Here is a 22752-nt window from a genome sequence, read left to right as displayed (position 1 = left end):
GACCGTTTTGTTTACTTTTTAGGGGTTTAATTGATGAGCGATATGCACTCCCTGCTGATTGCAGCGATTTTGGGTGTTGTCGAAGGACTGACTGAATTTCTGCCGGTATCCAGTACCGGTCACATGATCATCGTCGGGCATCTGCTTGGATTTGAAGGCGAAACCGCGAAAACCTTTGAGGTGGTGATCCAGTTAGGATCTATCCTCGCCGTGGTGGTGATGTTCTGGCGACGTCTGTTTGGTCTTATTGGTATTCACTTTGGGCATCCGCCGCACGAGGGAGAGGGCAAAGGGCGCTTAACGTTAATCCATATTCTGCTGGGTATGGTGCCAGCCGTGGTGCTGGGGCTGATTTTCCACGATACCATCAAATCGTTATTCAACCCGATTAACGTGATGTATGCGCTGGTTGTCGGCGGCGTGCTGCTGATTGCCGCCGAATGCCTGAAGCCGAAAGTACCGCGCGCGGCGGGTCTGGACGATATGACCTACCGGCAGGCGTTTATCATCGGCTGCTTCCAGTGTCTGGCGCTGTGGCCGGGCTTTTCCCGTTCCGGGGCGACGATTTCCGGCGGTATGCTGATGGGCGTCAGCCGTTACGCAGCTTCTGAGTTTTCTTTCCTGCTGGCGGTGCCGATGATGATGGGCGCCACCGTGCTGGATCTCTATAAAAGCTATCATTTCCTGTCGATGGCGGATTTCCCGATGTTCGCCGTTGGCTTTATCACGGCCTTTATTGTCGCGCTGGTGGCGATAAAAACATTCCTGCAAATTATTAAACGTATTTCGTTTATTCCCTTTGCCATTTATCGTTTTATCGTTGCAGGCGCGGTATATCTCGTCTTTATGTAATTTCAGACGCTAATAAGCCCCGCCACTGGCGGGGTTTTTTATTTGTCTGAATAATGCTTTCCCCTTCCCTTAGTTTTGCTAAAAAAGCAATTAACTTTACAGCCTTAACTATTAGGTTTAAACCAGCCGTGCTTATAGTTAAGCAGAGCTAATACTTTTAACTTTAGGGATAAAGGAAAGGTGTACCTATGCAATTAAATAAATTAACTGCGGCGATAATATTGTCTGTCGCTGGGCTGCCAACGCTGGCTTATGCTGCAAACGTAACAGGAAATGACGACACCAACAGTTTTTCCGGGCTGGATGCCTGGATGATGATCTCAAAAGATAATGGCTATTCCTGGCAGGCCTATACCGACAGCAAGCAGAATAATTTCCCCGGTACGGTGGTAGGACTGGTGGCGCAGAAACAAGAACTGGCCATTATTTCGCACCCTTATGATCCAAACAGAACCTATCGTGGCGGCGAAACTGTGCGATTCCTTGACTATTACTGGACAGCGCAGTGGTGGGTGGATAAAGGCATTAGCCCGTCAACCGATCCGGTCTGGAAAAAGGGTGATAAGGTCGATTTTAATATCTACGCGGAATTCTATTTCACACCTTATACCGGTCAGAAAGCGAAAGATCTGCAGGCAACAGAAAAAGCAAAAGTCGCGGCACAGCGCAAAGTCATTGGTTATTTCCCGGAATGGGGCATCTACGATGCGCACAAAAACTTTACTCCGGATAAAATTGACTACGCCGGGCTGACCCACGTGAACTATGGCTTTGCGGTGATTAAAGATGGCCGGGTTGTCACCCATGACACAGAACGGGGGCCGGATTTGATGCGCAATCTCGATCAGCGTACAGAAATGGCCGGTGTCACCCATATGATCTCTATTGGCGGCTGGACTAACTCCGCTGAAGGAGTATTTGAAGCGGCAACTGCCACCGATGCCGGTATTGAAACGCTGGCTGACAGCATGGTGTCCTATATGCGCACCTGGCGTTTCGATGGTATAGATGTTGACTGGGAGTACCCGGATAGCGACGCTGAAAAAAACCAGTTCACCAAACTCATCCAGAAATTGCGCAGCAAGCTGGATGCAGCAGGTTTGCAGGATGACAAATACTATCAGCTGTCCACTGCGGCAACGACCAACCACAAAAATATCAAATACATTAACCCGGAAGTCACCGCGCCGTTACTGGATAGCGTCAACGTGATGGCCTATGACATGCATGGTGCCTTTGATCCGATCACCGGCCACAACGCGCCGCTGTTTGCCAACAGTAAAGATGCCGATCCAAAACTCAATTCTTCCTCGGCGATGATGGAATACGCCAATACCTGGAAAGTGCCGAAAGCAAAACTGATGATGGGCATCCCTTATTATGGGCGTGGCTGGGGGAATGTTGCGCCGACCGAAGTGGTGAAAGGTTTGCCGGGCTTCCTGGTAAGCGGCACCGCAACCGTGAAAGGCGCATGGGATGACGCAGGTCAGTTTACCGGCACGAATCCATGGTATGTGCTGAAAGAAAAACTGGCGAGCGGCGAATATGCGCGTTACTGGGATGCGGAATCCCATGTTCCCTATCTTTACAGCAAATGGAACGGTGAATTCCTGACCTATGACGATCCGCAGTCAGTGCAGGATAAAGTAAATTATATTCAGCAGCAGAATTTCGGCGGCGCGATCATCTGGGATCTGAGCGGTGATACGCCGGAACATGAGTTAGGCCATATTGTCGATGATATTCTGGACAATACCCAACCGGTACCGGGCAACGGCGTAAAAGCAACGCTGTTCAGGGATATGAAGTTCAAAGGCGCGAAGCTGGACGTAAAAGAGGACATTCCTTGTCTGACGAAGGTTTACGACTCTGCAAATCATTCAGCAAATGATATGACGTCTTCAATCAACGTTGGGCCAGGTTCATTAGGGATTACCATCTTCAGTAACTGTGAGTATACGGGCACTAAAACCATGATCCCGGAAACGGTAGAGGAAATGCCGTCGTGGTTAAACGATAAAACCTCTTCGGTAAAAGTGGTCAAAGCGCTGGCGTTTAAAGACGCTGATTTTAGCGGCCTGAGTCTGACGGTTGAAGATGACATGCCTGCACTGACCGGCGATGTGAGCTTTAACGATATGATGTCGTCCATTAAAGTGGCGGAAGGCTACTCGGTACGTCTGTATAGCGATACCGGTTACAGAGGCCGATATATTGAAGTGAAGGGCGGTCAGAATATAGCAAATATGAGTTCTGTGAATATGAATGACAACGTTTCTTCCATTGGCGTAACTAAAACGAACTGATAACCGGCCCTTTTCTGTCCGGAAAAGGGCCGTTAAGCAGGATTTAAGACGCGTCCGGCAGCATATCGCCGGACGCTTTTTTCCACGCCTCTACCGCCGCAATTCGCCGACGGGTCAGCTCTTCACGAATGGCCGGGCCGCTAAAGCCTGCGTCAATCACTTCTCTGTTTGTCACCTGTTGCGCCGCTTTCCAGGCGTCACGCAGCAGACGGCCCTGGTAATAATCCGTGGCTTCAAAGGTGGTTCTGCCGCGCACATCGGCTTCGCTGGTGAGCGCGATCTGCTCCACGCGCTGCGGCTTGCGCCAGGCGTCAATGGTGTCAAACAGCTTGACGATGGTCTGCGGTTTAAGGATGGGCAGGGTGTGGATCAGATCGTGATATTCCGCCACGAGCTTCGCCAGATCGCGCAGCTCGTTGGGTACTTTTAAGCGCGCGCAGAGATTTTCCACCAGCTTCACACCTGCCGGACCGTGGCCGTGATGGCGCGGCCAGAGGTGTTTCGGCGTTAACCCTTTGCCAAGGTCGTGACACAGCGTGGCGAAACGTACATCCAGGTCCGGGCTGAGCATCGCCGCCATGGATAAGGTCATCAGCACATGAATGCCGGTGTCGATTTCCGGGTGCCATTTTGCGGGGGCGGGCACGCCAAACAGGATATCGAGTTCCGGAAACAGGACCTTCAGCGCACCGCACTCGCGCAGCGCCATAAAATAGACCTGCGGATTACGGCTGCTGAGGGCGTTTTCCGTTTCCTTCCATACACGTTCTGGCGTCAGGTGTTCCAGCTCACCTGCGGCGGTCATCTCGCGCATTAACGCCATGGTTTCATCGGCAATACGGAAACTCAAATGGGCGTAGCGGGCCGCAAAGCGCGCCACGCGCAGCACGCGCAGGGGATCTTCATTAAAAGCCGGGGAAACGTGGCGCAGCACGCGCATTTTGAGATCGCGAAGGCCGTTATAGGGATCAATGATCGTGCCGTCATCATCCTGCGCCATCGCGTTAATCGTCAGATCGCGGCGCAGCAGATCCTGCTCCAGCGTGACGTCTGGCGCGGCATAGCAGCTAAAGCCAGTATAACCAAAACCGGATTTTCGCTCGGTGCGCGCCAGCGCGTACTCTTCGTGAGATTTGGGATGCAGGAACACCGGAAAATCACGGCCTACCTGCTGATAGCCCGCGTCAAGCATCTCCTGCGGGGTGGCACCGACCACCACCCAGTCTTTATCTTTAACCGGTAGCTTTAACAACGCATCCCGAACCGCACCACCGACCAGATAACTCTTCACACCGCTTCCCCATGGTTACATTCCCGTTAATGATACGTAACTCCGGGGAAGATGGCGAATCGGCGTCAGCTCATCCAGCGGTCTTTGCGTTTCCGGCTTGGGATCATGTGCGGTAACACCAGACCGAGCAGCAGGCCCGCGCCCAGCACGCCGCCGCCATACATAAACCACTGCATGATGATCGAACGCTGTTTGTCATCGATCTGAAGATTGGCGGCATCCACTTTCTTCTGCGCCACAATCAGTTCGTTTTTAAGCTTCTGGTTTTCCTGCTTCAGGCCGTTGATCACGCCGTCGCTCTGCGCCACTTTCTGCTGCATTTCAGCCGTGCGCTGATTCCAGGTGTTGTCGATGTTGGTCAGTTTATCGGTCAGGGTTTTGACCTGGTTTTCCAGATCCGGTACGCGGGTGCGCAGGCTGGGGGTGCTGTTCAGTTCTTTTTGCGGGATCCACGCGGTGCGGCCACTGCTGTCACGCACCTGCGCATAATTGGTATTGTTGTCGGTCTGTAACAGGACAACTTCTTCACCGGCGTTCAGGGTACCCAGCAGGCGGTAATTATCACCCGGGCCGCTGCGTACCCAGGTGTTCAGTTCATCAGAAACGTAACGCTTTTCTTCGGCGTGAGCCACAGTAGTAACGCTAAGTGCGAATAAGGTCAGTCCTATCAGGCGTAATTTTGGCATCAGGCAGTCGTTAGTGTCATAAAAAAGTGGAACGATAGTAGTGGCATCAGTCTGACGAGGCAAAGTATTCGGCATCAATAAGAATCATCCAGGTCAAACCTGCCACTTCTGCGAATTTTTCAGGCCGCCAATGTCTCACAGAATGGCAATTTGGCGCAAAATACTATCTACTGACAAACATCAAACGGGTAAGTTCGCCGAAATTTTCACTGTTGTGACATAACCATAAGTACAAGACCATGGCTCAAGAAATCGAATTAAAATTTATCGTTAATCCACAGAACGTAGAAACGCTGCGCAGCCACCTGCACACGCTGACCACTGAGCACGTTGCGCCGACAAAACTGCTCAATGTTTACTACGAAACGCCGGATAACTGGCTGCGTGGGCATGACATGGGGCTGCGAATTCGCGGCGTCGGCGATCGCTATGAAATGACGATGAAAATCGCCGGTCGTGTGGTGGGCGGGCTGCATCAGCGCCCGGAATATAACATCGACATTGATGGACCGGAGCTTGATCTGGCGCGCTTCCCGGCGGAAGTCTGGCCGGAAGGCGGCTTGCCGGAGGATTTAGCCGCCCGCGTCAGCCCGTTGTTCAGCACCGATTTCGAGCGGGAAAAGTGGCTGGTGAATGTCGGCGACAGCCGCATTGAGATCGCCCTTGATCGTGGCGAAGTCAAAGCCGGCGAGTTTCAGGAGCCGATCTGCGAGCTGGAGCTCGAACTGCTGAGCGGCGAGCGTGACGACGTGCTGAAGCTGGCGCACCAGCTGGTGACGCAGTCCGGTCTGCGTCAGGGCAGCCTGAGCAAGGCAGCGCGCGGGTATCATCTGGCCGCAGGCAATGCCCCGCGCAGGATCAAACCTACCGGTATTCTGCCGGTGGTGCCAAAAGCCACCATTGAGCAGGGGCTTGAAGCCGCCCTCGAAATGGCGCTGGCGCAGTGGCAGTACCATGAAGAGCTGTGGGTGCGCGGCGAGGGCGCAGCGAAAGAGGAAGTGATGAAGGCGATCGCGCTGGTTCGTCACGCACTGACGCTGTTCGGCGGCATAGTGCCGCGAAAAGCGAGCGCTCACTTACGTGATCTGCTGACCCGGACTGAAGCCACCATCACTTCTGCCGTATCCGCCGAAACCGCGGTGTACAGCACCGAAACGGCGAAGGCGAAACTGGCGCTCACCGAGTGGCTGCTGACGCGCGGCTGGCGTCCTTTCCTGGATGCGAAAGGCGAGGCGAAAATCGGCGACTCGTTCAAGCGTTTTGCGGATACCCATCTTTCCCGCCACGCCGCCGAGCTGAGAACCACCTTTGCGCATCCGCTGGGCGATCGTTATCGCGACCAGCTGCCGCGCCTGTCTCGTGACATCGACAGTGTGCTGCTGATGTCCGGCTTTTATAATGAGGTGCAGGCTAAGGCGTGGATTGAGAACTGGCAGGGGCTGCTGCACGCCATCAAAACCGGCCAGCATATTGAAATTGAACATTTCCGCAACGAAGCCAACATGCAGGAACCGTACTGGCTGCACAGCGGAAAACGCTAACCCAGGCAAAGGATCACCGCGATGATGCCGCTTTCCTCATCCTTACAGCAACACTGGCAGACGGTAGTTGAACGTCTGCCCGACGCCTCCCTTAGCCCGCAGGCGAAGTCGGTGCTCACTTTCAGCGATTTTGTGTGCGACAGCCTTATCGCCCATCCTGACTGGCTGACGGCGCTTGAACATGAGCCCGTCAGAGCGGATGAGTGGCGGGAGTATGCTGGTTTGTTGCAGACGACGCTTTCACAGGTGCAGGATGAAGCCAGCCTGATGCGCGAGCTGCGTCTGTTTCGCCGCCGCATCATGGTGCGCATCGCCTGGGCGCAGGCGCTGTCACAGATTTCGGATGAGGACATCCTGCAACAGCTGAGCGTGCTGGCGGAGACGCTCATCGTCGCCGCCCGCGACTGGCTGTATGACGCCTGCTGCCGTGAATGGGGCACGCCGTGCAGCCAGGAGGGGCAACCCCAGCCGATGCTGATCCTTGGCATGGGCAAACTCGGCGGCGGCGAGCTGAACTTCTCCTCGGATATCGATCTGATTTTTGCCTGGCCGGAAAACGGCGTGACCCGCGGCGGGCGTCGCGAACTGGATAACGCGCAGTTCTTCACCCGGCTGGGACAGCGGTTGATCAAAGTGCTCGACCAGCCGACGCAGGACGGCTTTGTCTATCGCGTGGATATGCGTCTGCGCCCCTTTGGCGACAGCGGACCGCTGGTGCTGAGCTTTGCCGCGCTGGAGGATTACTACCAGGAGCAGGGGCGCGACTGGGAGCGCTATGCGATGGTGAAAGCCCGCATTATGGGCGACAACGACGGCACCTATAGCAACGAACTGCGCGCCATGCTGCGGCCTTTTATCTTCCGTCGTTATATCGACTTCAGCGTCATCCAGTCGCTGCGTAACATGAAGGGCATGATCGCCCGCGAAGTGCGCCGCCGTGGCCTGAAGGACAACATCAAGCTGGGCGCGGGCGGTATCCGCGAAATCGAATTTATCGTGCAGGTGTTCCAGCTGATCCGCGGCGGGCGCGAGCCGTCGCTGCAATGCCGCGCGCTGCTGCCGACGCTGACGGCCATCGACCAGCTGAATCTGTTGCCGCCCGGCGATGCGAACTCCCTGCGTGCGGCCTATCTTTATCTGCGTCGTCTGGAAAACCTGCTGCAAAGCATCAACGATGAGCAGACTCAGACCCTGCCGGGGGACGATCTCAACCGTGCGCGGCTGGCGTGGGGGATGAACGCGCCGGACTGGGACGGGCTGATGCAAAGCCTGGCGACGCACATGGCGGCGGTGCGCCGGGTGTTTAACGAACTGATCGGCGACGATGAATCCGCGTCTCCTGATGAACAGCTGTCTGAGCAATGGCGCGAGCTGTGGCAGGACGCGCTGCATGAAGAAGACACCACGCCAGGGCTGGCGCATCTGTCTGACGACGATCGCCGCCGCGTGGTGGCGCTGATCGCCGACTTCCGTAAAGAAATTGATAAACGCACCATCGGCCCGCGCGGTCGCCAGGTGCTCGATCACCTGATGCCGCACCTGCTGTGCGAGGTCTGCTCGCGGGATGACGCGCCGGTGCCGTTGTCACGTCTGACGCCGCTGCTGACCGGCATCGTCACGCGCACGACCTATCTGGAACTGCTGAGCGAATTTCCCGGCGCGCTCAAACACCTGATCTCCCTGTGCGCCGCCTCGCCGATGGTGGCGAGCAAACTGGCGCGTTATCCGCTGCTGCTGGATGAGCTGCTGGATACCCGCACGCTGTACCAGCCGACGGCGATGGACGCCTATCGCGACGAGCTACGCCAGTATCTGCTGCGCGTGCCGGAAGAGGATGAAGAGCAACAGCTGGAAGCGTTACGCCAGTTTAAGCAGGCGCAAATGCTGCGCGTGGCCGCCGGTGACATCGCCGGTACGCTGCCGGTGATGAAAGTGAGCGATCACTTAACCTGGCTGGCGGAGGCGATTATTGACGCCGTCGTTCAGCAGGCGTGGACGCAGATGGTGGCGCGTTACGGGCAACCGACTCATCTTCAGGATCGGGAAGGGCGCGGGTTTGCGGTGGTCGGCTACGGCAAACTCGGCGGCTGGGAGCTGGGCTACAGTTCCGATCTCGACCTGGTGTTTTTGCATGACTGCCCGGCAGAGGTGATGACCGACGGCGAGCGGGAAATCGATGGCCGCCAGTTCTACCTGCGGCTGGCCCAGCGCATTATGCACCTGTTCAGCACCCGTACCTCGTCGGGCATTCTCTATGAAGTGGACGCCCGGCTGCGTCCGTCCGGCGCGGCGGGGATGCTGGTCACAACCGCAGAGGCTTTTGCGGATTATCAGCAGCACGAAGCCTGGACGTGGGAGCATCAGGCGCTGGTGCGCGCCCGCGTGGTGTACGGCGATCCGCTGCTGAAAACGGCATTCGACACCATTCGCCGCGAGGTGTTGATGACGCCGCGGGAAGGCGAAACCCTGCAAAAAGAGGTGCGCGAGATGCGCGAGAAAATGCGCGCGCATCTGGGGAATAAACATAAGGATCGTTTTGATCTGAAAACCGATGAGGGCGGCATTACCGATATTGAGTTTATCACCCAGTATCTGGTGCTGCGCCACGCGTGCGACAAGCCAAAGCTGACGCGCTGGTCCGATAATGTGCGCATCCTTGAACTGCTGGCGCAGAACAACATCATGGATGACGACGAGGCGCAGGCGCTGACGCAGGCCTACACCACGCTGCGCGATGAGCTGCATCATCTGGCGTTGCAGGAACAACCTGGCCATGTGGCGTGGTCATGCTTTATGGAAGCCCGTCAGCAGGTCAGCGCCAGCTGGCAGAAGTGGCTGGTGGAACCGTGCGCTTAACCGCCAGTGTGGTATTATCGCGCGCAAAATTTTTGAAATTGCCTGGAGTCTGGAATGAAAGTAACGCTGCCAGAGTTTGAACGTGCAGGTGTCATGGTGGTCGGTGACGTCATGTTGGATCGCTACTGGTACGGCCCAACCAGCCGTATTTCACCGGAAGCGCCGGTGCCCGTCGTGAAAGTGGATACCATCGAAGAACGTCCAGGCGGCGCGGCGAACGTGGCGATGAACATCGCGTCCCTGGGGGCGAACTCGCGCCTGGTGGGCCTGACCGGCATCGACGATGCGGCGCGCGCGCTCAGCAAAACGCTGGCTGACGTTAACGTCAAATGCGATTTTGTTTCTGTACCCACGCATCCGACGATCACCAAACTGCGTGTACTGTCGCGCAACCAGCAACTGATCCGCCTCGACTTTGAAGAAGGGTTCGAAGGCGTTGATCCTGAGCCGCTGCATGAGCGTATCAGCCAGGCGCTTGGCAACATTGGCGCGCTGGTGCTCTCTGATTACGCCAAAGGCGCGCTGACGACGGTGCAGCAGATGATCACCCTCGCGCGCGATGCGGGCGTACCGGTACTTATCGATCCGAAAGGCACCGATTTTGAGCGCTATCGCGGCGCTACGCTGTTAACGCCGAACCTCTCCGAATTTGAAGCGGTGGCGGGCAAGTGCAAAAGCGAAGAAGAGATCGTTGAGCGCGGCATGAAAATCATCGCCGATTTTGACTTCTCCGCGCTGCTGGTGACCCGCTCCGAGCAGGGCATGACGCTGCTGCAACCGGGCAAAGCACCGCTGCATATGCCGACTCAGGCGCAGGAAGTGTATGACGTCACCGGTGCCGGTGATACGGTGATCGGCGTGCTGGCCGCGACGCTGGCGGCAGGCAACACGCTGGAAGAGGCCTGCTATTTCGCTAACGCGGCGGCCGGTGTCGTGGTCGGTAAACTGGGTACCTCTACGGTATCCCCTATCGAGCTGGAAAACGCCGTGCGCGGTCGTTCAGAAACCGGCTTCGGCGTGATGAACGAAGAAGAACTGAAACAGGCCGTGGCGGCCGCCCGCAAGCGTGGCGAAAAAGTGGTGATGACCAACGGCGTGTTCGACATTCTGCACGCGGGCCATGTCTCTTATCTGGCGAATGCCCGTAAGCTGGGGGATCGCCTGATTGTGGCGGTAAACAGCGATGCGTCCACGAAACGTCTGAAAGGGGAAACGCGGCCGGTCAACCCGCTCGAACAGCGCATGATCGTGCTGGGCGCGCTGGAAGCCGTGGACTGGGTAGTGTCCTTTGAAGAAGATACGCCGCAGCGCCTGATTGCCGGTATTCTGCCGGACCTGCTGGTAAAAGGCGGGGATTACAAGCCAGAACAGATCGCCGGTAGCGAAGAAGTATGGGCGAATGGCGGTGAAGTGATGGTGCTCAATTTTGAAGATGGGTGTTCAACCACCAACATCATCAAAAAGATCCAGAAAGACAGCCAGTAAGACGAATTGCCCGGCAGCGCGACGCTGGCCGGGCAGTGTCTTTTATTTCTGCACGTCCGTGTCGACATCTACCACGTCAACCGGCGGAATGGCCGGAGCCGGCTTCACTTCTTCTGTGGTGTGGCGATTTTCCAGATCGCTGATGCGTTGCTCCAGCAGCGCCAGCTTCTCGCGGGTGCGCAGCAGAACCTGAGTCTGCACATCGAATTCTTCACGGCTGACCAGATCGAGACGCGTCAGTTGCGATTGCAGCGTCTGACGGATTTTTTTCTCGACGTCTTCGCCAAACTCGCGAATGCCTTTCGGCATGGACTCGTGAACCTGACGGGCAATCTGTTCAATTTTCTTCGGGTCAATCATAGTCGTTCCCTGTTCGTGTGGGTAATAGCATACATTGTAGCGTGTTAAGCGCAGTGTTAAACCAGATTTGTTTACCACACGGGCATTGCCGCCAATAATCAATAGCGTTATAGTTATTGCGCTTATTCTCAGGGCGGGGCGAAATTCCCCACCGGCGGTAAATCGGCAGCTACGCCGAAAGCCCGCGAGCGCTTCAGATGCAAATCTGAAGGTCAGCAGATCCGGTGTAATTCCGGGGCCGACGGTTAGAGTCCGGATGGGAGAGAGTAACGATCCAGACGGGCGAGGCCCGTTCACGTTATTTTTTTGCCGCTGTGCGGTACTCCTAAGACTGCCCTGATTCTGGTAACCATAATGTTAATGAGGTTTTTTTACCATGAATCAGACGCTGCTTTCTTCTTTTGGCACTCCTTCTGAACGCGTTGAACTCGCGTTAACCGCACTGCGCGAAGGCCGTGGGGTAATGGTGCTTGACGACGAAGACCGTGAAAACGAAGGCGATATGATTTTCGCCGCCGAAACCATGACCGTTGAACAAATGGCGCTGACTATCCGTCACGGCAGCGGCATCGTATGCCTGTGCCTGACCGACGAGCACCGTAAACAGCTCGACCTGCCGATGATGGTCGAAAACAACACCAGCGCTTACGGCACCGGTTTTACCGTGACCATCGAAGCCGCGCATGGCGTGACCACCGGCGTTTCTGCCGCTGACCGCATCACCACTATTCGCGCTGCTATCGCCGATGGCGCGAAGCCGTCCGATCTTAACCGTCCGGGCCACGTATTCCCGCTGCGCGCGCAGCCGGGCGGCGTGCTGACCCGTGGTGGTCACACCGAAGCGACCATCGATCTGGTGTCGCTGGCCGGGTTTAAACCCGCAGGCGTGCTCTGTGAACTGACCAATGATGATGGCACCATGGCCCGCGCGCCGGAGTGCATTGCCTTTGCGCAGCAGCACAACATGGCGGTTGTCACCATTGAAGATCTGGTGGCCTACCGTCGTGAGCATGAGCGTAAAGCCAGCTAAGCGTTAAAAAGCCGAATAAAAAATCCGAAGTCAGTTTCCTGGCTTCGGATTTTTGCATTTTAACGCTCCGCTATTTTCCCCGGCTAAGCTTTATTCCCCAGGCAACACTCATAATTACTAGCAGGATAAAGCAGGTGCCAAATGCCAGCAGGCAGGCCTGCGCCATGTTCATGAAATGCCATGGCGGGATCAGATACCAGCCTTCCGACTGCTGATACAGATCGATAAACCATTTCTGCACGCTGCTCAGGGTCACGCCATCCGGTACTACGGGCGCATCATAACCGCAGTCGCCGGTGGGTTTAAACCACTCCGGCGCCCAGGACGCCAGCGGCAAATTAAACGGAAAGGTGGGTTCCGTTGAGCATCCCTGAACGCCAAAAAGCGCGTCCGGATCCGGGTTATGCACCGCGTAATGAATGCCGTTCAGCTTGATGGCATATTTCATCCCTATGATGCTGCCGTAAAACGCCGCCACGCAGCCCGTTAACTTCAGCACAAGGTTTTTAGGGTTAATGGCCGCGACTATCCCCCCGAATACCATCACGAACATGGCGAAACGGATATAAACGCACTGCTCGCAGGGAGCCATGTAGAGATAGATCTGGAAAAACGAATGCGCCAGAACGATCAGCCCACCCATGGCAGCCACCATTAACAGCCATAAAAAGCGCGTCTCCTGCCAGCGGACTAAGGTGTCCACCGGCGAGGTTTTTAGCGAGCGCCATAATCCCTTAAGGAAATTCATAGGCACTATCCCTGTTTAGCCGCCAGCTCTTTGATGAGTTCAGCCATGGAGTCGATGGATTTTATATTTTTGGTGTAGATAAGGTATTTACCGTTCACCACGTAAGCCGGAACGCCCTGGATTTTGGCCACGTCATAGCTGGCTTTCCAGCGTTCGTAGAGCGCCTGGACCTCCGGTGTTTTAACGGTTTCGTCGAATTCCGCGCGGGTCATGCCCACCGCTTCCAGTCCCGTCTTCAGGAAATCATCCGCACCGCCATCCCACCGCTCTTTCTTATCGTGGTAAGCCTGGTAATAAGCAAATTTCGCCTTTTTAAACAGCGACTTCTCATCTAACAGCGACGTACCCGCCGCCTGGTCTTTCAGGATCAAAATGGCAAATAATTCGCTGGCCTGTTTGCCGTATTTCCCTTTGGTTTCCAGGTGGAAGGGGGTAAATGCTGCCACATCGGCGACTTTTGCAGAAACCGGGCCGGTGACGGCTTTGTCATATTTATAACAAAACGGGCAGTCGTAGCTGAAAACCTTAATTAAGGTTTTATCGGCATTGGGGATCGGTTTTTCCAGCACCTGATAATCCGTGCCTTCCGTAAACGCCGATGCCATAAAGGGCATCATGAGCGCGGATAACACCACTGCGCTACGCAGCAGAGCCTTAAGATATTTAGTCAGCATAATCATTCCTTAATTAACAGATAAAATGCAGCGCATCACTTAAACATATTCTGCGGATGCATCATCAGCGCGCGATAATGAGTCTGGTTAGGTTTGTCAGATAACACATCAATTTCGACTTTAACTTCTTTGGTCTTATAGTCGATTTCATTCAGCTTACCGATAGTGGGCTGACCGACGTCAAACAGGTGAATGGAACCACTGAAGCCGAACATAGTGTCACGGTCTTTCTGATATTCAATGACCGAGGTGATGGGGCTGTAAAAATCATATCCCCGATCTTTGCCGTATTCCCACACTTGCTGCACCGTCATGTTTTTCTCGTCAATTTTGTATTCCACAAAGCGCGAGTATTTCATGGTGGGCAGAGCGGGTTGCTCCAGACCACGGCCATCGCCATTATCAAAGACCGTCAGGGTGCCTTTGCTGGACAACCAGGCGGTATGCTGGGTATAAGCGAAATCAAAATCGGTGTTCTGGCACTTGCCGTTTTCATCGCAGGTGAGCGGTTTGCCATCTTTCCCCACGGGTTTCAGCAATTTAGGCGCAAGCTTTTCGTTCCAGCCTTTTGACGGCGCGAGGATCCATTTCACCTGCTTGTCCCGGCCGATTTTCACCACGCCCTGATGACGGGAGGAGAGAATAATCGAGTCATCTTTGGCATCGTAGGCAATGGAGTTCACGTGCGCCCAGTTGCGGCCCGGCCCCACGCCTAACGCATCGCCATAGGGCGTATCAGGCTCCAGCTTCGCCTGCTGCCCGGCATGTTTCAGATCGACGTTAACGCATACCGCCCCGGCGTCCAGCGCGCCCAGCAGACTGTCGCGCAGGGGATCGAGGATTTTATTCAGATCCCAGACGTCAAGGACGCGTCCGGACTTGTCCACTTCGATGATGTGATCGCGAATGGTGTGAACATGCAGCCCGTCATCGCGCTTGTAGTTGCGTTTGCCCACGCGCAGTAACACGGTGCCTTTAGGCGTTTCCAGCGACTCGTGGGTGGCGTCCAGGAAGCCGCGCGGTAATTTATGATCTTCCAGCACCTGGCCGAGCATATCGAATTCATACCAGTGCTGACCCTGCACCGCCGTAAAGGTGCCGCGCGGCGTTTCGCGGATCCCCATCAGATAGCCGCGTTTATTAATATCGACATCTTTGCCGTCATAGAGCGCGTCCTGCTCCAGCCACCAGCGGTATTCCCCCTGGGTGTCCACTACAAAAGTGAAGGGGGCAATATCGAACGGCAGCGCGCCGCCTGCGGGACCGGCATCAAGGATCTCCGCATTTTTATCTTTTTCGCCATGCCAGTGCAGATCGGAACCCTGCGGCGTAAAGGTGTGGGTATTCACCATATAAAGGCGATCTTCAAAACCGGGAGCGACTTTAATCACTTTGGTTTGTTGCAGATCGCTGAAGGAACGGTTATCGACATAATGGTTCACGATAGCGGATGTCGTAATAACGTAATCCTCTTTTACGGGTTTACCGTTTTCTTTGTACTCCACCGTGACCTTATTATTGTATTTTTGATATAAACCAAAAACCGGAATGCCATCGTAATTCCTGAGTGACGCGGCACCCACGGCATAGCTGATGGGCACGCCTTTTTCCCCTTTGCCATGCACCGTAACTTTCACATCGGAAATGTTATGGCTGTCGAGGGAAATTAACGCGGTGAGCGGGGCATTACCGTAGGGGTCGACAATGACTGAACCTAATTTTCCTGCCGGTGGCGCAGGCTGAAATCCGGCGGCGAGGGAACTGGCGGTTGTCAGGCTAAAGGATAATGCCATGCCAGCGATTAACAGCTTCTGGTAGGGTTTGAGCATAATAAAATTCCTTTTTTGACGACTTTAATCATTCATAATAAATATGATTTTGCCGTTTATTGAGCGGAGTTATACTTTCATGATTAATAGCGATACCGAATCTGTGGTGAGTAATAATATGTATGAACTGCACAGTGATAATAAGCCTGTGCGTGCGCGGGTAAATCATCCTGATAAAATTATGTGAGCCGCTTCCATAGCTTTTATTTTTAAGAATATATAAAGATGTTTATTGCTGTTAGCAGGTGTTTATATGATCGGTATCAGTTTATAAGCGTAAAAGTCTGTCACTATGAGAAAATATGCGCGTCGAAAGCCTCCGCGCGAAAGCAGATTATCAGGAGAGTAAAAATGTTTATCGCATGGTACTGGCTGGTGATCATCGGCGTGGCAATCCTGGGCTACGTCTGTCATATAAAACGCTACTGCGCCGCCTACCGGCAGGACAGAGACGCCCTGCTGGCAGGGCTGCAAAAGCTCAGCCAGAGTAAAAAAGGAAAAGAGGGGAAAGCTGCCGGACAGCCTCCGGCAGCCGCAGAGAAAGACGCTTAGCCCACGCCCAGAAACTGTAGCAGCACCAGGCTCAGGCCCATCACCGACATGCCGCACAGCACGCCGTAGCTGGGGTTGTTGTTGGGGTCGATCTCTTTTGCCAGCGGCATCAGTTCATCCACCGACAGAGCGACCATAATACCCGCCACCGCCGCCATGATCGCCGCCATTAATAGCGGTGAAAGCAGGCTGCCGAGGATCAGCCACGCCAGCACGCCGCCGAGGATCTCCGCCAGTCCCGAGATACCCGCCCAGAAAATGGCGGTACGCTTAGAGCCGGTGGCGGCATAAACCGGCCCGGCCACCGCCAGCCCTTCAGGAATATTGTGCAGCGCTACGGCAAGGGCGATGCCAAAGCCGAGTTCAAGATTGTTACTCGCCGTCACATAGGTGGCGATCCCTTCCGGAAAGTTGTGCAGGCTGATGCCAAGGGTCAGCAGGATCGCCGTGCGCCTGAGGTTACGCGGCAATGGCTCGCCTTCTGTGGCGGGCAGCAGATCCTGTGGATGGGCATGAGGCAGCAGGCGATCGAGGGCAAAGTAGCCGAGCAGGCCGACGATAAACATGCCATAGCCGAGAAACGGGTGGCATATCCGGCGTAGCTAAGGCCGCAGGCAGCATCTCCATCAAAGAAATTAACAGCATGATGCCCGCGGCAAACCCCAGTGAAAAAGCCAGCACGCGATTGGAGGGCTTCTGGCCCATTACGCCGAGAATGGCGCCAATAAAGGTGGCCGCGCCAGCCAGTAAGGTCAGGATCAAGGGAACTGACATTAACAACTCCTTGTGATAATAATTCTCATTTATGTTAATGAGGATTTACCGCCAACGCGAGCGGGTCATTCGTCCTTTACGCATTTCTTACATTCAAAATTCCTGATGATCTTCATCATGGTTATCTGCGTTTATCCGCTTCGGAAACAGCGTAAGGTAAAGGCATATTATTTTCCGCCTTTGTAAGGATATGACCATGTCAGCACCGCGTATGCCAGCACTATTTTTAGGTCACGGCAGTCCAATGAATGTTCTTGAAGATAACATTTACACCCGTACCTGGCAGCATCTTGGCGAGACGCTGCCGCGTCCGAAAGCCATCGTGGTGATCTCTGCACACTGGTTTACCCGCGGCACCGGCGTGACGGCTATGGCGGAGCCAAAGACCATTCATGATTTTGGCGGTTTTCCGCAGGCGCTGTATGACACCCATTATCCGGCCCCCGGCTCACCTGCGCTGGCGCAGCAACTGGTGGATCTGTTAGCGCCGATCCCGGTGACGCTGGATCAGGAAGCCTGGGGTTTTGACCATGGATCCTGGGGCGTGCTGATCAAGATGTACCCGCAGGCGGATATCCCGATGGTGCAGCTCAGCCTCGACAGCACCAAACCGGCGGCCTGGCATTACGAACTGGGGCGCAAGCTCGCCACGCTGCGCGATCAGGGCATCATGCTGGTGGCCAGCGGCAACGTGGTGCATAACCTGCGCACGGCGCGCTGGCACGGCGAAAACACGCCTTACCCGTGGGCCGTCTCATTTAACGATTATGTGAAGGATAATCTGACCTGGAAAGGGCCGACGGAGCAGCATCCGCTGGTGAATTATCTTGATCATGAAGGCGGTTCGCTGTCGAACCCGACGCCGGATCACTTCCTGCCGCTGCTCTACGTGCTGGGCGCGTGGGACGGCCAGGAGCCGGTCACTATTCCGGTGGAAGGTCTGGAAATGGGCTCGATCAGTATGCTGTCGGTACAGATAGGGTAAACAAAAAACCCGGTAAGCAGAACGCCACCGGGTTTTGATTATTCCACAAAAATATGCGGATAGAAGCGCGACAGATCCTGAGTGATCAACGCCCGATCTTCGCGAATGCCGATCCCCGCAGGTTGATCGTTGATAAGCCAGCTGCCAATCAGCACATAGCTGTCGCCGAATTTCGGCAGCGGGCAGAACTCCTGCACAATCATGCCTTCTTCGCCGTACGGGCCTTCCGCCTGCTCAATGGTTTGACCGTTTTCAATGATCGACACGTTTGCGCCTTCGCGGGAGAAAATTGGCTTCACCACGTACTTTTCAGGCGTCGGATGCTCATCTTCGGCAAACCAGGCGGGCAGCAGATTTGGATGATCCGGGAACATCTCCCACAGCATCGGTAACAGCGCTTTATTGGAAATAATACTTTTCCACGCCGGCTCCAGCCAGCGGACGCCAGCGTCTTCCAGCTTGGTGGAGAACATTTCGCGCAGCATGTATTCCCAGGGATAAAGCTTGAACAGATTGCTGATCACCTGATCCTGCAAATCGCTGAACTGGCCCTTTTCACCGAGGCCAATGTCTTCCATATAGAGGAATTCGGTGGCGATACCGGCTTCGGCGGCGCAGTCCTGCAGATATTGCACGGTGCCGCGATCTTCCACGGTATCCCGGCAGCAGGCCATGTGCAGCAGGTTAAAACCATACTGGTCGCGCAGCTCGCCGAAGCGCTCGATCAGCTTTTCCTGCAGGCTGTTGAACTGATCGCTGCCAGCGGGCAGATTGCCGGCATTCAGCTGATCTTCCATCCACAGCCACTGGAAAAATGCCGCTTCATACAGCGAGGTCGGCGTATCGGCGTTGTTCTCCAGCAGTTTAGGATCGCCCACGCCGTCCCACGCCAGATCGAGGCGGGAGTAAAGCGAGGGTTGCTGCGTCTGCCAGGACTGGCGCACAAAGCCCCAGGTGTGTTTAGGAATGCGGAATTTGGTCATCAGCGCATCGCTGGCAATCACCTTTTCCACCACCTTCAGGCACATCTGGTGCAGTTCCGCCGTGACGTCTTCCAGCTTCTCAACCTGTGCGAGGGTGAGCTTGTAGTAGGCGTCCTCACACCAGTACGGCTCGCCGTACATGGTGTGGAAGTTAAAGCCGTACTCGGTGGCCTTTTCGCGCCAGTCCGGGCGCTCAACAATACTGATTCTTTCCATGCCTATCAGCCGCCCATTGAGCGTGAAGAGGTACCGGCAGCGCTGCGCTGCATGGTGGATTGTTTAGCGACTGATTCGCCGAACCCGCCGCGGGTCACGGTGGTTGTGGTGGCCGGTTTAGGGGCCAGCGCGGTTTTCGGCACGGTAGCGGTACGGCCTGGCTGTGCGGCGCCGTAGCCTTTACCGGAGGCATCGGTGTACTGGCCATAAGCCGGGCTGGCCGGGTTGCGTGAGGTAAACAGCGGCTGCTGCGCGAAGCCTGCGCCGCCGCCCATCAGACGACCCATCATATAACCCGCCATCAGCGGCATCCAGAAGCTGCCGCTTTGCTGGGTTTGCGCCTGGTTTTCCGGGGCCATACCTGCCTGAGCAGGGGCCTGCTGGCACTGGCCTTCGCCAAATTCAGCCACACAGTCTTCACGCGTGGCGTATTTCGGCGCGGTACGTTCGGCTTCTTTTTTCGCGTTATTAAAGGCAGTGGTACATTCCGCACTTTTGCCCGGGTTGGCGCTGGTGCAGTCGTCCGCATTTTGATACATGGATACCGTTTCGTCGCTTTGCTCGCAGCCTGCCAGCATAAACACGGCAGTGACGGCAAAGGCGACCGGCGTCAGGTGGCGTGCGCTCCAGCTTTTGCGGAACGTCGCATGATTAATCGTTTTTGTCCGTTTCATAGATGTCTTCCAGAACCCAGAGTTACAGCAAGGTGAATAATGCTCAGGATAGAGGATGAGTGGTCGAAAATGAAGCGCGATCGGGCCGGAACGGGTGGTGAAGAGGGATCTTTACGTTGTCTTACGTTGAAATGGGGGCTGACGCCCCCATTGAACAGATTAACGGCTAAACGGATTAGCGCCGCTACGTGAACTATTGGTTGCCACAGGGGCGTCAGCGGTGGTCGCGGACTGTGCGTCGGCGGCGATGTTCTGCACGCGCGCATCCTGCTGTGGATTTTCCGGCGCCACGGCTTCAGGCGTGGTTGAGGTCGGTTTACCCAGCGTGCTGTTCAGCGCCAGCAGATCCTGCTCGTTCAGCGTACCGAGGGCGGATTTAATATTCAGCTGGTTGATCAGATAGTTATAACGCGCGCTGGAAAGCTGCTGCTTGGCGTTATACAGCGCCGTGGTGGCGTCCAGCACATCGACGATGGTACGCGTACCCACGGAGTAACCCGCTTCGCTCGCATCCAGAGAACTTTGCGCAGAAACCACGGCCTGCTCATAAGCCTTGATGCTGCTGATGGACGCGTTAACGTTGTTAAAGGAGGAACGAACGTTCTGTACCACGCTGCGGTGCGCGGTTTCGAGCTGCTCGCTGGCGCCAACGAAGTTGTACTGCGCCTGCTTCACCTGTGAGTTAACCATTCCGCCCTGGAAAATCGGCAGAGAGAAGTTCAGGCCGACTTTGTTCTGACCAACGTTGCTGTCATCAAACTGCGCATTGTTGGTTTTAGAACCGCTGTACGAGGTATCAGACACGCCGGTAGAGGCGGTGAGATCCAGGGTCGGCAAATGGCCGTCCTGCGCCTGGCGGATCTGCTCACGCGCCAGGTCCTGATTCAGACGCGCCTGCAACAGCGACAGGTTGCGGTTTTCTGCTTCTTTCAGCAGGGCATTGACCGGCTGCGGCTTGTCAGTTTTGAAGTTATCGACGTTCAGGGAAGCCAGTTCCGGATAGTAGTTACCGGTGACCTGGCGCAGCTGCTCAACGGCGTTATCCAGATTGTTGCGCGCGGTGACTTCATTCGCCAGCACGGTGTCGTACTGTGAACGGGCGTTCTGCACGTCGGTAATGGCAACCAGGCCAACGTTAAAACGCTGCGTTGTCTGATCGAGCTGGCGATAGATCGCCTGTTTCTGTGCTTCGGTGTAAGAGAGCGAATCAATGGCGCTCAACACGTTGAAGTAAGCGGTGGCGGTATTGAGAATCAACGTCTGCTGGTCAGTCTGGAAGGTCACATCCTGGATACCAGCGGCTTTTTCCTGCAGCGTCAGCGCGCGCCACTTTGACATGTCAAACAGGGTTTGTGTAAGTTGCAAAGAGGCGCTGGTGGCATTGGAGTTCACACCATTGCTGTCGCGGAAGCCATTGCTGTAGGTGTAATCCGCACCCAAACCCAGCTGTGGCAGTAACGGGCTGCGTGCTTCGTTGATTTTCTCGAATGCGGCATCACGGTCTGCTGCAGACCTGCGCAGTTCCGGGTTGCTTAAACGCGCCTGCTTATAAACCTGCAACAGGTTTTCTGCCTGGCTCATGGCGCTGAAACCTGCAAGGCTCAGGCCGATTAGGATGGGGAGCAATTTCTTCATTTGCATTCCTTGTTGTGAAGCATGATATAGCGCTGATCAAAGAGTAAAAATAATTGCCGATTCTAGCAGAGACTAGCATGACAAAAGGTTGGCGTTACGTGCCATCTGGCGTTAATTTGCACCAATCTACCACAAGGTACAGTAAACGGCAGTGCTGGTGCCTTGAAATCCACAATTTCATCATTATTTAGGGGCGGGATGAATCATGAATAAAGACAAGCCGGTTGCCACGACTTTCACCAAAAATGATGTAGAAATTATTGCACGGGAAAAACTGTACAGTGGTTTTTTTTCGCTCGATTTGTACCGCTTTCGTCATCGCCTTTTCAACGGGGAAATGAGCAACGAAGTACGGCGTGAAATTTTTGAGCGCGGTCACGCGGCAGTGTTGCTACCCTATGACCCTGTGCGCGATGAAATCGTACTGATCGAGCAAATCCGTATCGCCGCTTATGACACCAGCGAGACGCCCTGGCTGCTGGAACTGGTGGCGGGCATTATCGAAGAGGGTGAAACCGTTGAGGACGTCGCGCGCCGTGAAGCGGTAGAAGAGGCGGGCCTTGAGGTTGGCCGCGTGAAGAAATTTATGAGCTACCTGGCAAGTCCGGGGGGCACCAGCGAGCGGTTATCGCTGTTGGTTGGTGAAGTGGATGCCACAGAGGCCAAAGGTATACATGGTCTGGTGGACGAAAACGAAGATATTCGTGTTCATGTGGTGAGCCGGGAACAGGCTTACCAGTGGGTAGAAGAGGGGAAAATCGACAACGCAGCGTCTGTCATCGCCCTGCAATGGCTGCAGCTGCATTATGAAGCATTGAGAAAAGAGTGGATAAAATGAAGCGTTACACACCTGACTTCCCTGAGATGATGCGCCTGTGCGAAACCAACTTCGCGCAGTTGCGACGCCTGTTGCCCCGTACCGACGCACCCGGCGAAACAGTGAGCTATCAGGTGGCAAATGCGCAATACCGGTTAACCATTACCGAGTCCACCCGCTACACTACGCTGGTGGAAATCGAACAGACGGTTCCGGCGATAAGCTACTGGAGCCTGCCGTCGCTGACGGTACGTCTGTATCATGATGCGATGGTCGCTGAAGTGTGTTCAAGCCAGCAGATTTTTCGCTTCAAGGCACGTTATGATTACCCAAACAAAAAGTTGCACCAACGCGACGAAAAGCATCAAATTAATCAGTTTTTAGCCGACTGGCTGCGATACTGTTTAGCACATGGAGCAATGGCGATTCCGGTTTGTTAGCGTCGTGAAACCTAAGGA

Annotated in this window: 19 protein-coding genes, 1 pseudogene and 1 riboswitch; of the genes and pseudogenes, 10 read left to right on the top strand and 10 right to left on the bottom strand. The window is 55.1% G+C overall.

Features of this window, described 5'->3' with window-relative positions:
• The first annotated feature begins 33 nt into the window (after positions 1–33).
• Positions 34–852: an undecaprenyl-diphosphate phosphatase gene (bacA, locus tag BMF08_RS02110; protein WP_072569724.1), complete on the top strand. Its 819-nt coding sequence runs from the start codon at positions 34–36 to the stop codon at positions 850–852.
• A 188-nt stretch (positions 853–1040) separates the two neighbouring features.
• Positions 1041–3158: a glycosyl hydrolase family 18 protein gene (locus BMF08_RS02105; RefSeq protein WP_072569725.1), complete on the top strand. Its 2118-nt coding sequence runs from the start codon at positions 1041–1043 to the stop codon at positions 3156–3158.
• Between the two features lie 43 nt (positions 3159–3201).
• On the opposite strand, the gene BMF08_RS02100 is transcribed toward BMF08_RS02105, so the two are convergent.
• A complete protein-coding gene (locus BMF08_RS02100; protein WP_072569726.1) occupies positions 3202–4449 on the bottom strand; it encodes a multifunctional CCA addition/repair protein in 1248 nt (415 codons plus the stop codon).
• A 65-nt stretch (positions 4450–4514) separates the two neighbouring features.
• Positions 4515–5135: a TIGR04211 family SH3 domain-containing protein gene (locus BMF08_RS02095; RefSeq protein WP_072569727.1), complete on the bottom strand. Its 621-nt coding sequence runs from the start codon at positions 5133–5135 to the stop codon at positions 4515–4517.
• 239 nt (positions 5136–5374) lie between these two features.
• Between BMF08_RS02095 and BMF08_RS02090 the strand changes: the two genes are divergently transcribed.
• The 3 genes from BMF08_RS02090 to hldE are packed head-to-tail and all read left to right on the top strand — an operon-like array spanning position 5375 to position 11017.
• Positions 5375–6676 (top strand): CYTH domain-containing protein, encoded by a 1302-nt coding sequence (locus BMF08_RS02090; RefSeq protein ID WP_072569728.1) that lies wholly within the window; start codon positions 5375–5377, stop codon positions 6674–6676.
• A 21-nt stretch (positions 6677–6697) separates the two neighbouring features.
• A complete protein-coding gene (glnE, locus tag BMF08_RS02085; RefSeq protein WP_099458800.1) occupies positions 6698–9532 on the top strand; it encodes a bifunctional [glutamate--ammonia ligase]-adenylyl-L-tyrosine phosphorylase/[glutamate--ammonia-ligase] adenylyltransferase in 2835 nt (944 codons plus the stop codon).
• A gap of 54 nt (positions 9533–9586) precedes the next feature.
• Positions 9587–11017 (top strand): bifunctional D-glycero-beta-D-manno-heptose-7-phosphate kinase/D-glycero-beta-D-manno-heptose 1-phosphate adenylyltransferase HldE, encoded by a 1431-nt coding sequence (gene hldE / locus BMF08_RS02080; protein WP_072569729.1) that lies wholly within the window; start codon positions 9587–9589, stop codon positions 11015–11017.
• Between the two features lie 42 nt (positions 11018–11059).
• Here the strand turns inward: hldE and ubiK are convergent, their stop codons facing one another.
• Positions 11060–11377, bottom strand: a complete 318-nt coding sequence (gene ubiK, locus BMF08_RS02075; protein WP_072569730.1) for a ubiquinone biosynthesis accessory factor UbiK — start codon at positions 11375–11377, stop codon at positions 11060–11062.
• A 120-nt stretch (positions 11378–11497) separates the two neighbouring features.
• Positions 11498–11649, top strand: a riboswitch (FMN riboswitch).
• A gap of 104 nt (positions 11650–11753) precedes the next feature.
• On the opposite strand from ubiK, the gene ribB reads away from it, so the two are divergent.
• Positions 11754–12407: a 3,4-dihydroxy-2-butanone-4-phosphate synthase gene (gene ribB / locus BMF08_RS02070; RefSeq protein WP_072569731.1), complete on the top strand. Its 654-nt coding sequence runs from the start codon at positions 11754–11756 to the stop codon at positions 12405–12407.
• A 70-nt stretch (positions 12408–12477) separates the two neighbouring features.
• On the opposite strand, the gene dsbI is transcribed toward ribB, so the two are convergent.
• Genes dsbI through BMF08_RS02055 form a run of 3 tightly spaced genes read right to left on the bottom strand, consistent with a single transcriptional unit; the run spans position 12478 to position 15658 of the window.
• On the bottom strand, positions 12478–13155 hold the full coding sequence (gene dsbI, locus BMF08_RS02065) for a protein-disulfide oxidoreductase DsbI (RefSeq protein WP_072569732.1): 678 nt from the start codon (positions 13153–13155) through the stop codon (positions 12478–12480).
• Between the two features lie 5 nt (positions 13156–13160).
• Complete coding sequence (locus BMF08_RS02060) at positions 13161–13829, bottom strand: thiol:disulfide interchange protein DsbA/DsbL (RefSeq protein ID WP_072569733.1); 669 nt, start codon at positions 13827–13829, stop codon at positions 13161–13163.
• A gap of 35 nt (positions 13830–13864) precedes the next feature.
• On the bottom strand, positions 13865–15658 hold the full coding sequence (locus BMF08_RS02055) for an aryl-sulfate sulfotransferase (RefSeq protein WP_072569734.1): 1794 nt from the start codon (positions 15656–15658) through the stop codon (positions 13865–13867).
• A gap of 351 nt (positions 15659–16009) precedes the next feature.
• Here BMF08_RS02055 and BMF08_RS02050 point away from each other — a divergent pair, with 351 nt between their 5' ends.
• Complete coding sequence (locus BMF08_RS02050; RefSeq protein WP_072569735.1) at positions 16010–16210, top strand: hypothetical protein; 201 nt, start codon at positions 16010–16012, stop codon at positions 16208–16210.
• On the opposite strand, the pseudogene zupT reads toward BMF08_RS02050, so the two are convergent.
• A pseudogene (gene zupT / locus BMF08_RS02045) lies at positions 16207–16984 on the bottom strand (zinc transporter ZupT). The gene BMF08_RS02050 and the pseudogene zupT overlap by 4 nt on opposite strands.
• Positions 16985–17180: 196 nt before the next feature.
• Here zupT and ygiD point away from each other — a divergent pair.
• Complete coding sequence (ygiD, locus tag BMF08_RS02040; RefSeq protein WP_072569737.1) at positions 17181–17969, top strand: 4,5-DOPA dioxygenase extradiol; 789 nt, start codon at positions 17181–17183, stop codon at positions 17967–17969.
• 38 nt (positions 17970–18007) lie between these two features.
• Here ygiD and BMF08_RS02035 read toward each other — a convergent pair whose 3' ends face one another.
• From BMF08_RS02035 to tolC, 3 genes are all read right to left on the bottom strand, one after another.
• On the bottom strand, positions 18008–19168 hold the full coding sequence (locus tag BMF08_RS02035; RefSeq protein ID WP_072569738.1) for a glutathionylspermidine synthase family protein: 1161 nt from the start codon (positions 19166–19168) through the stop codon (positions 18008–18010).
• Between the two features lie 5 nt (positions 19169–19173).
• On the bottom strand, positions 19174–19842 hold the full coding sequence (locus BMF08_RS02030; protein WP_072569739.1) for a DUF1190 family protein: 669 nt from the start codon (positions 19840–19842) through the stop codon (positions 19174–19176).
• 159 nt (positions 19843–20001) lie between these two features.
• Positions 20002–21477 (bottom strand): outer membrane channel protein TolC, encoded by a 1476-nt coding sequence (tolC, locus tag BMF08_RS02025; RefSeq protein ID WP_072569740.1) that lies wholly within the window; start codon positions 21475–21477, stop codon positions 20002–20004.
• A gap of 205 nt (positions 21478–21682) precedes the next feature.
• Between tolC and nudF the strand changes: the two genes are divergently transcribed.
• Together nudF and BMF08_RS02015 are read left to right on the top strand one after the other, a co-directional pair.
• Positions 21683–22315: an ADP-ribose diphosphatase gene (gene nudF, locus BMF08_RS02020; protein WP_072569741.1), complete on the top strand. Its 633-nt coding sequence runs from the start codon at positions 21683–21685 to the stop codon at positions 22313–22315.
• Complete coding sequence (locus BMF08_RS02015; RefSeq protein WP_072569742.1) at positions 22312–22734, top strand: DUF1249 family protein; 423 nt, start codon at positions 22312–22314, stop codon at positions 22732–22734. Before nudF ends, BMF08_RS02015 begins: the two co-directional genes overlap by 4 nt.
• The last annotated feature ends 18 nt before the right edge of the window (positions 22735–22752 follow it).

The organism is Enterobacter sp. SA187, from assembly GCF_001888805.2.
GTDB lineage: Bacteria > Pseudomonadota > Gammaproteobacteria > Enterobacterales > Enterobacteriaceae > Enterobacter_D.
This window is presented reverse-complemented; position numbering and strand designations above follow the sequence as displayed.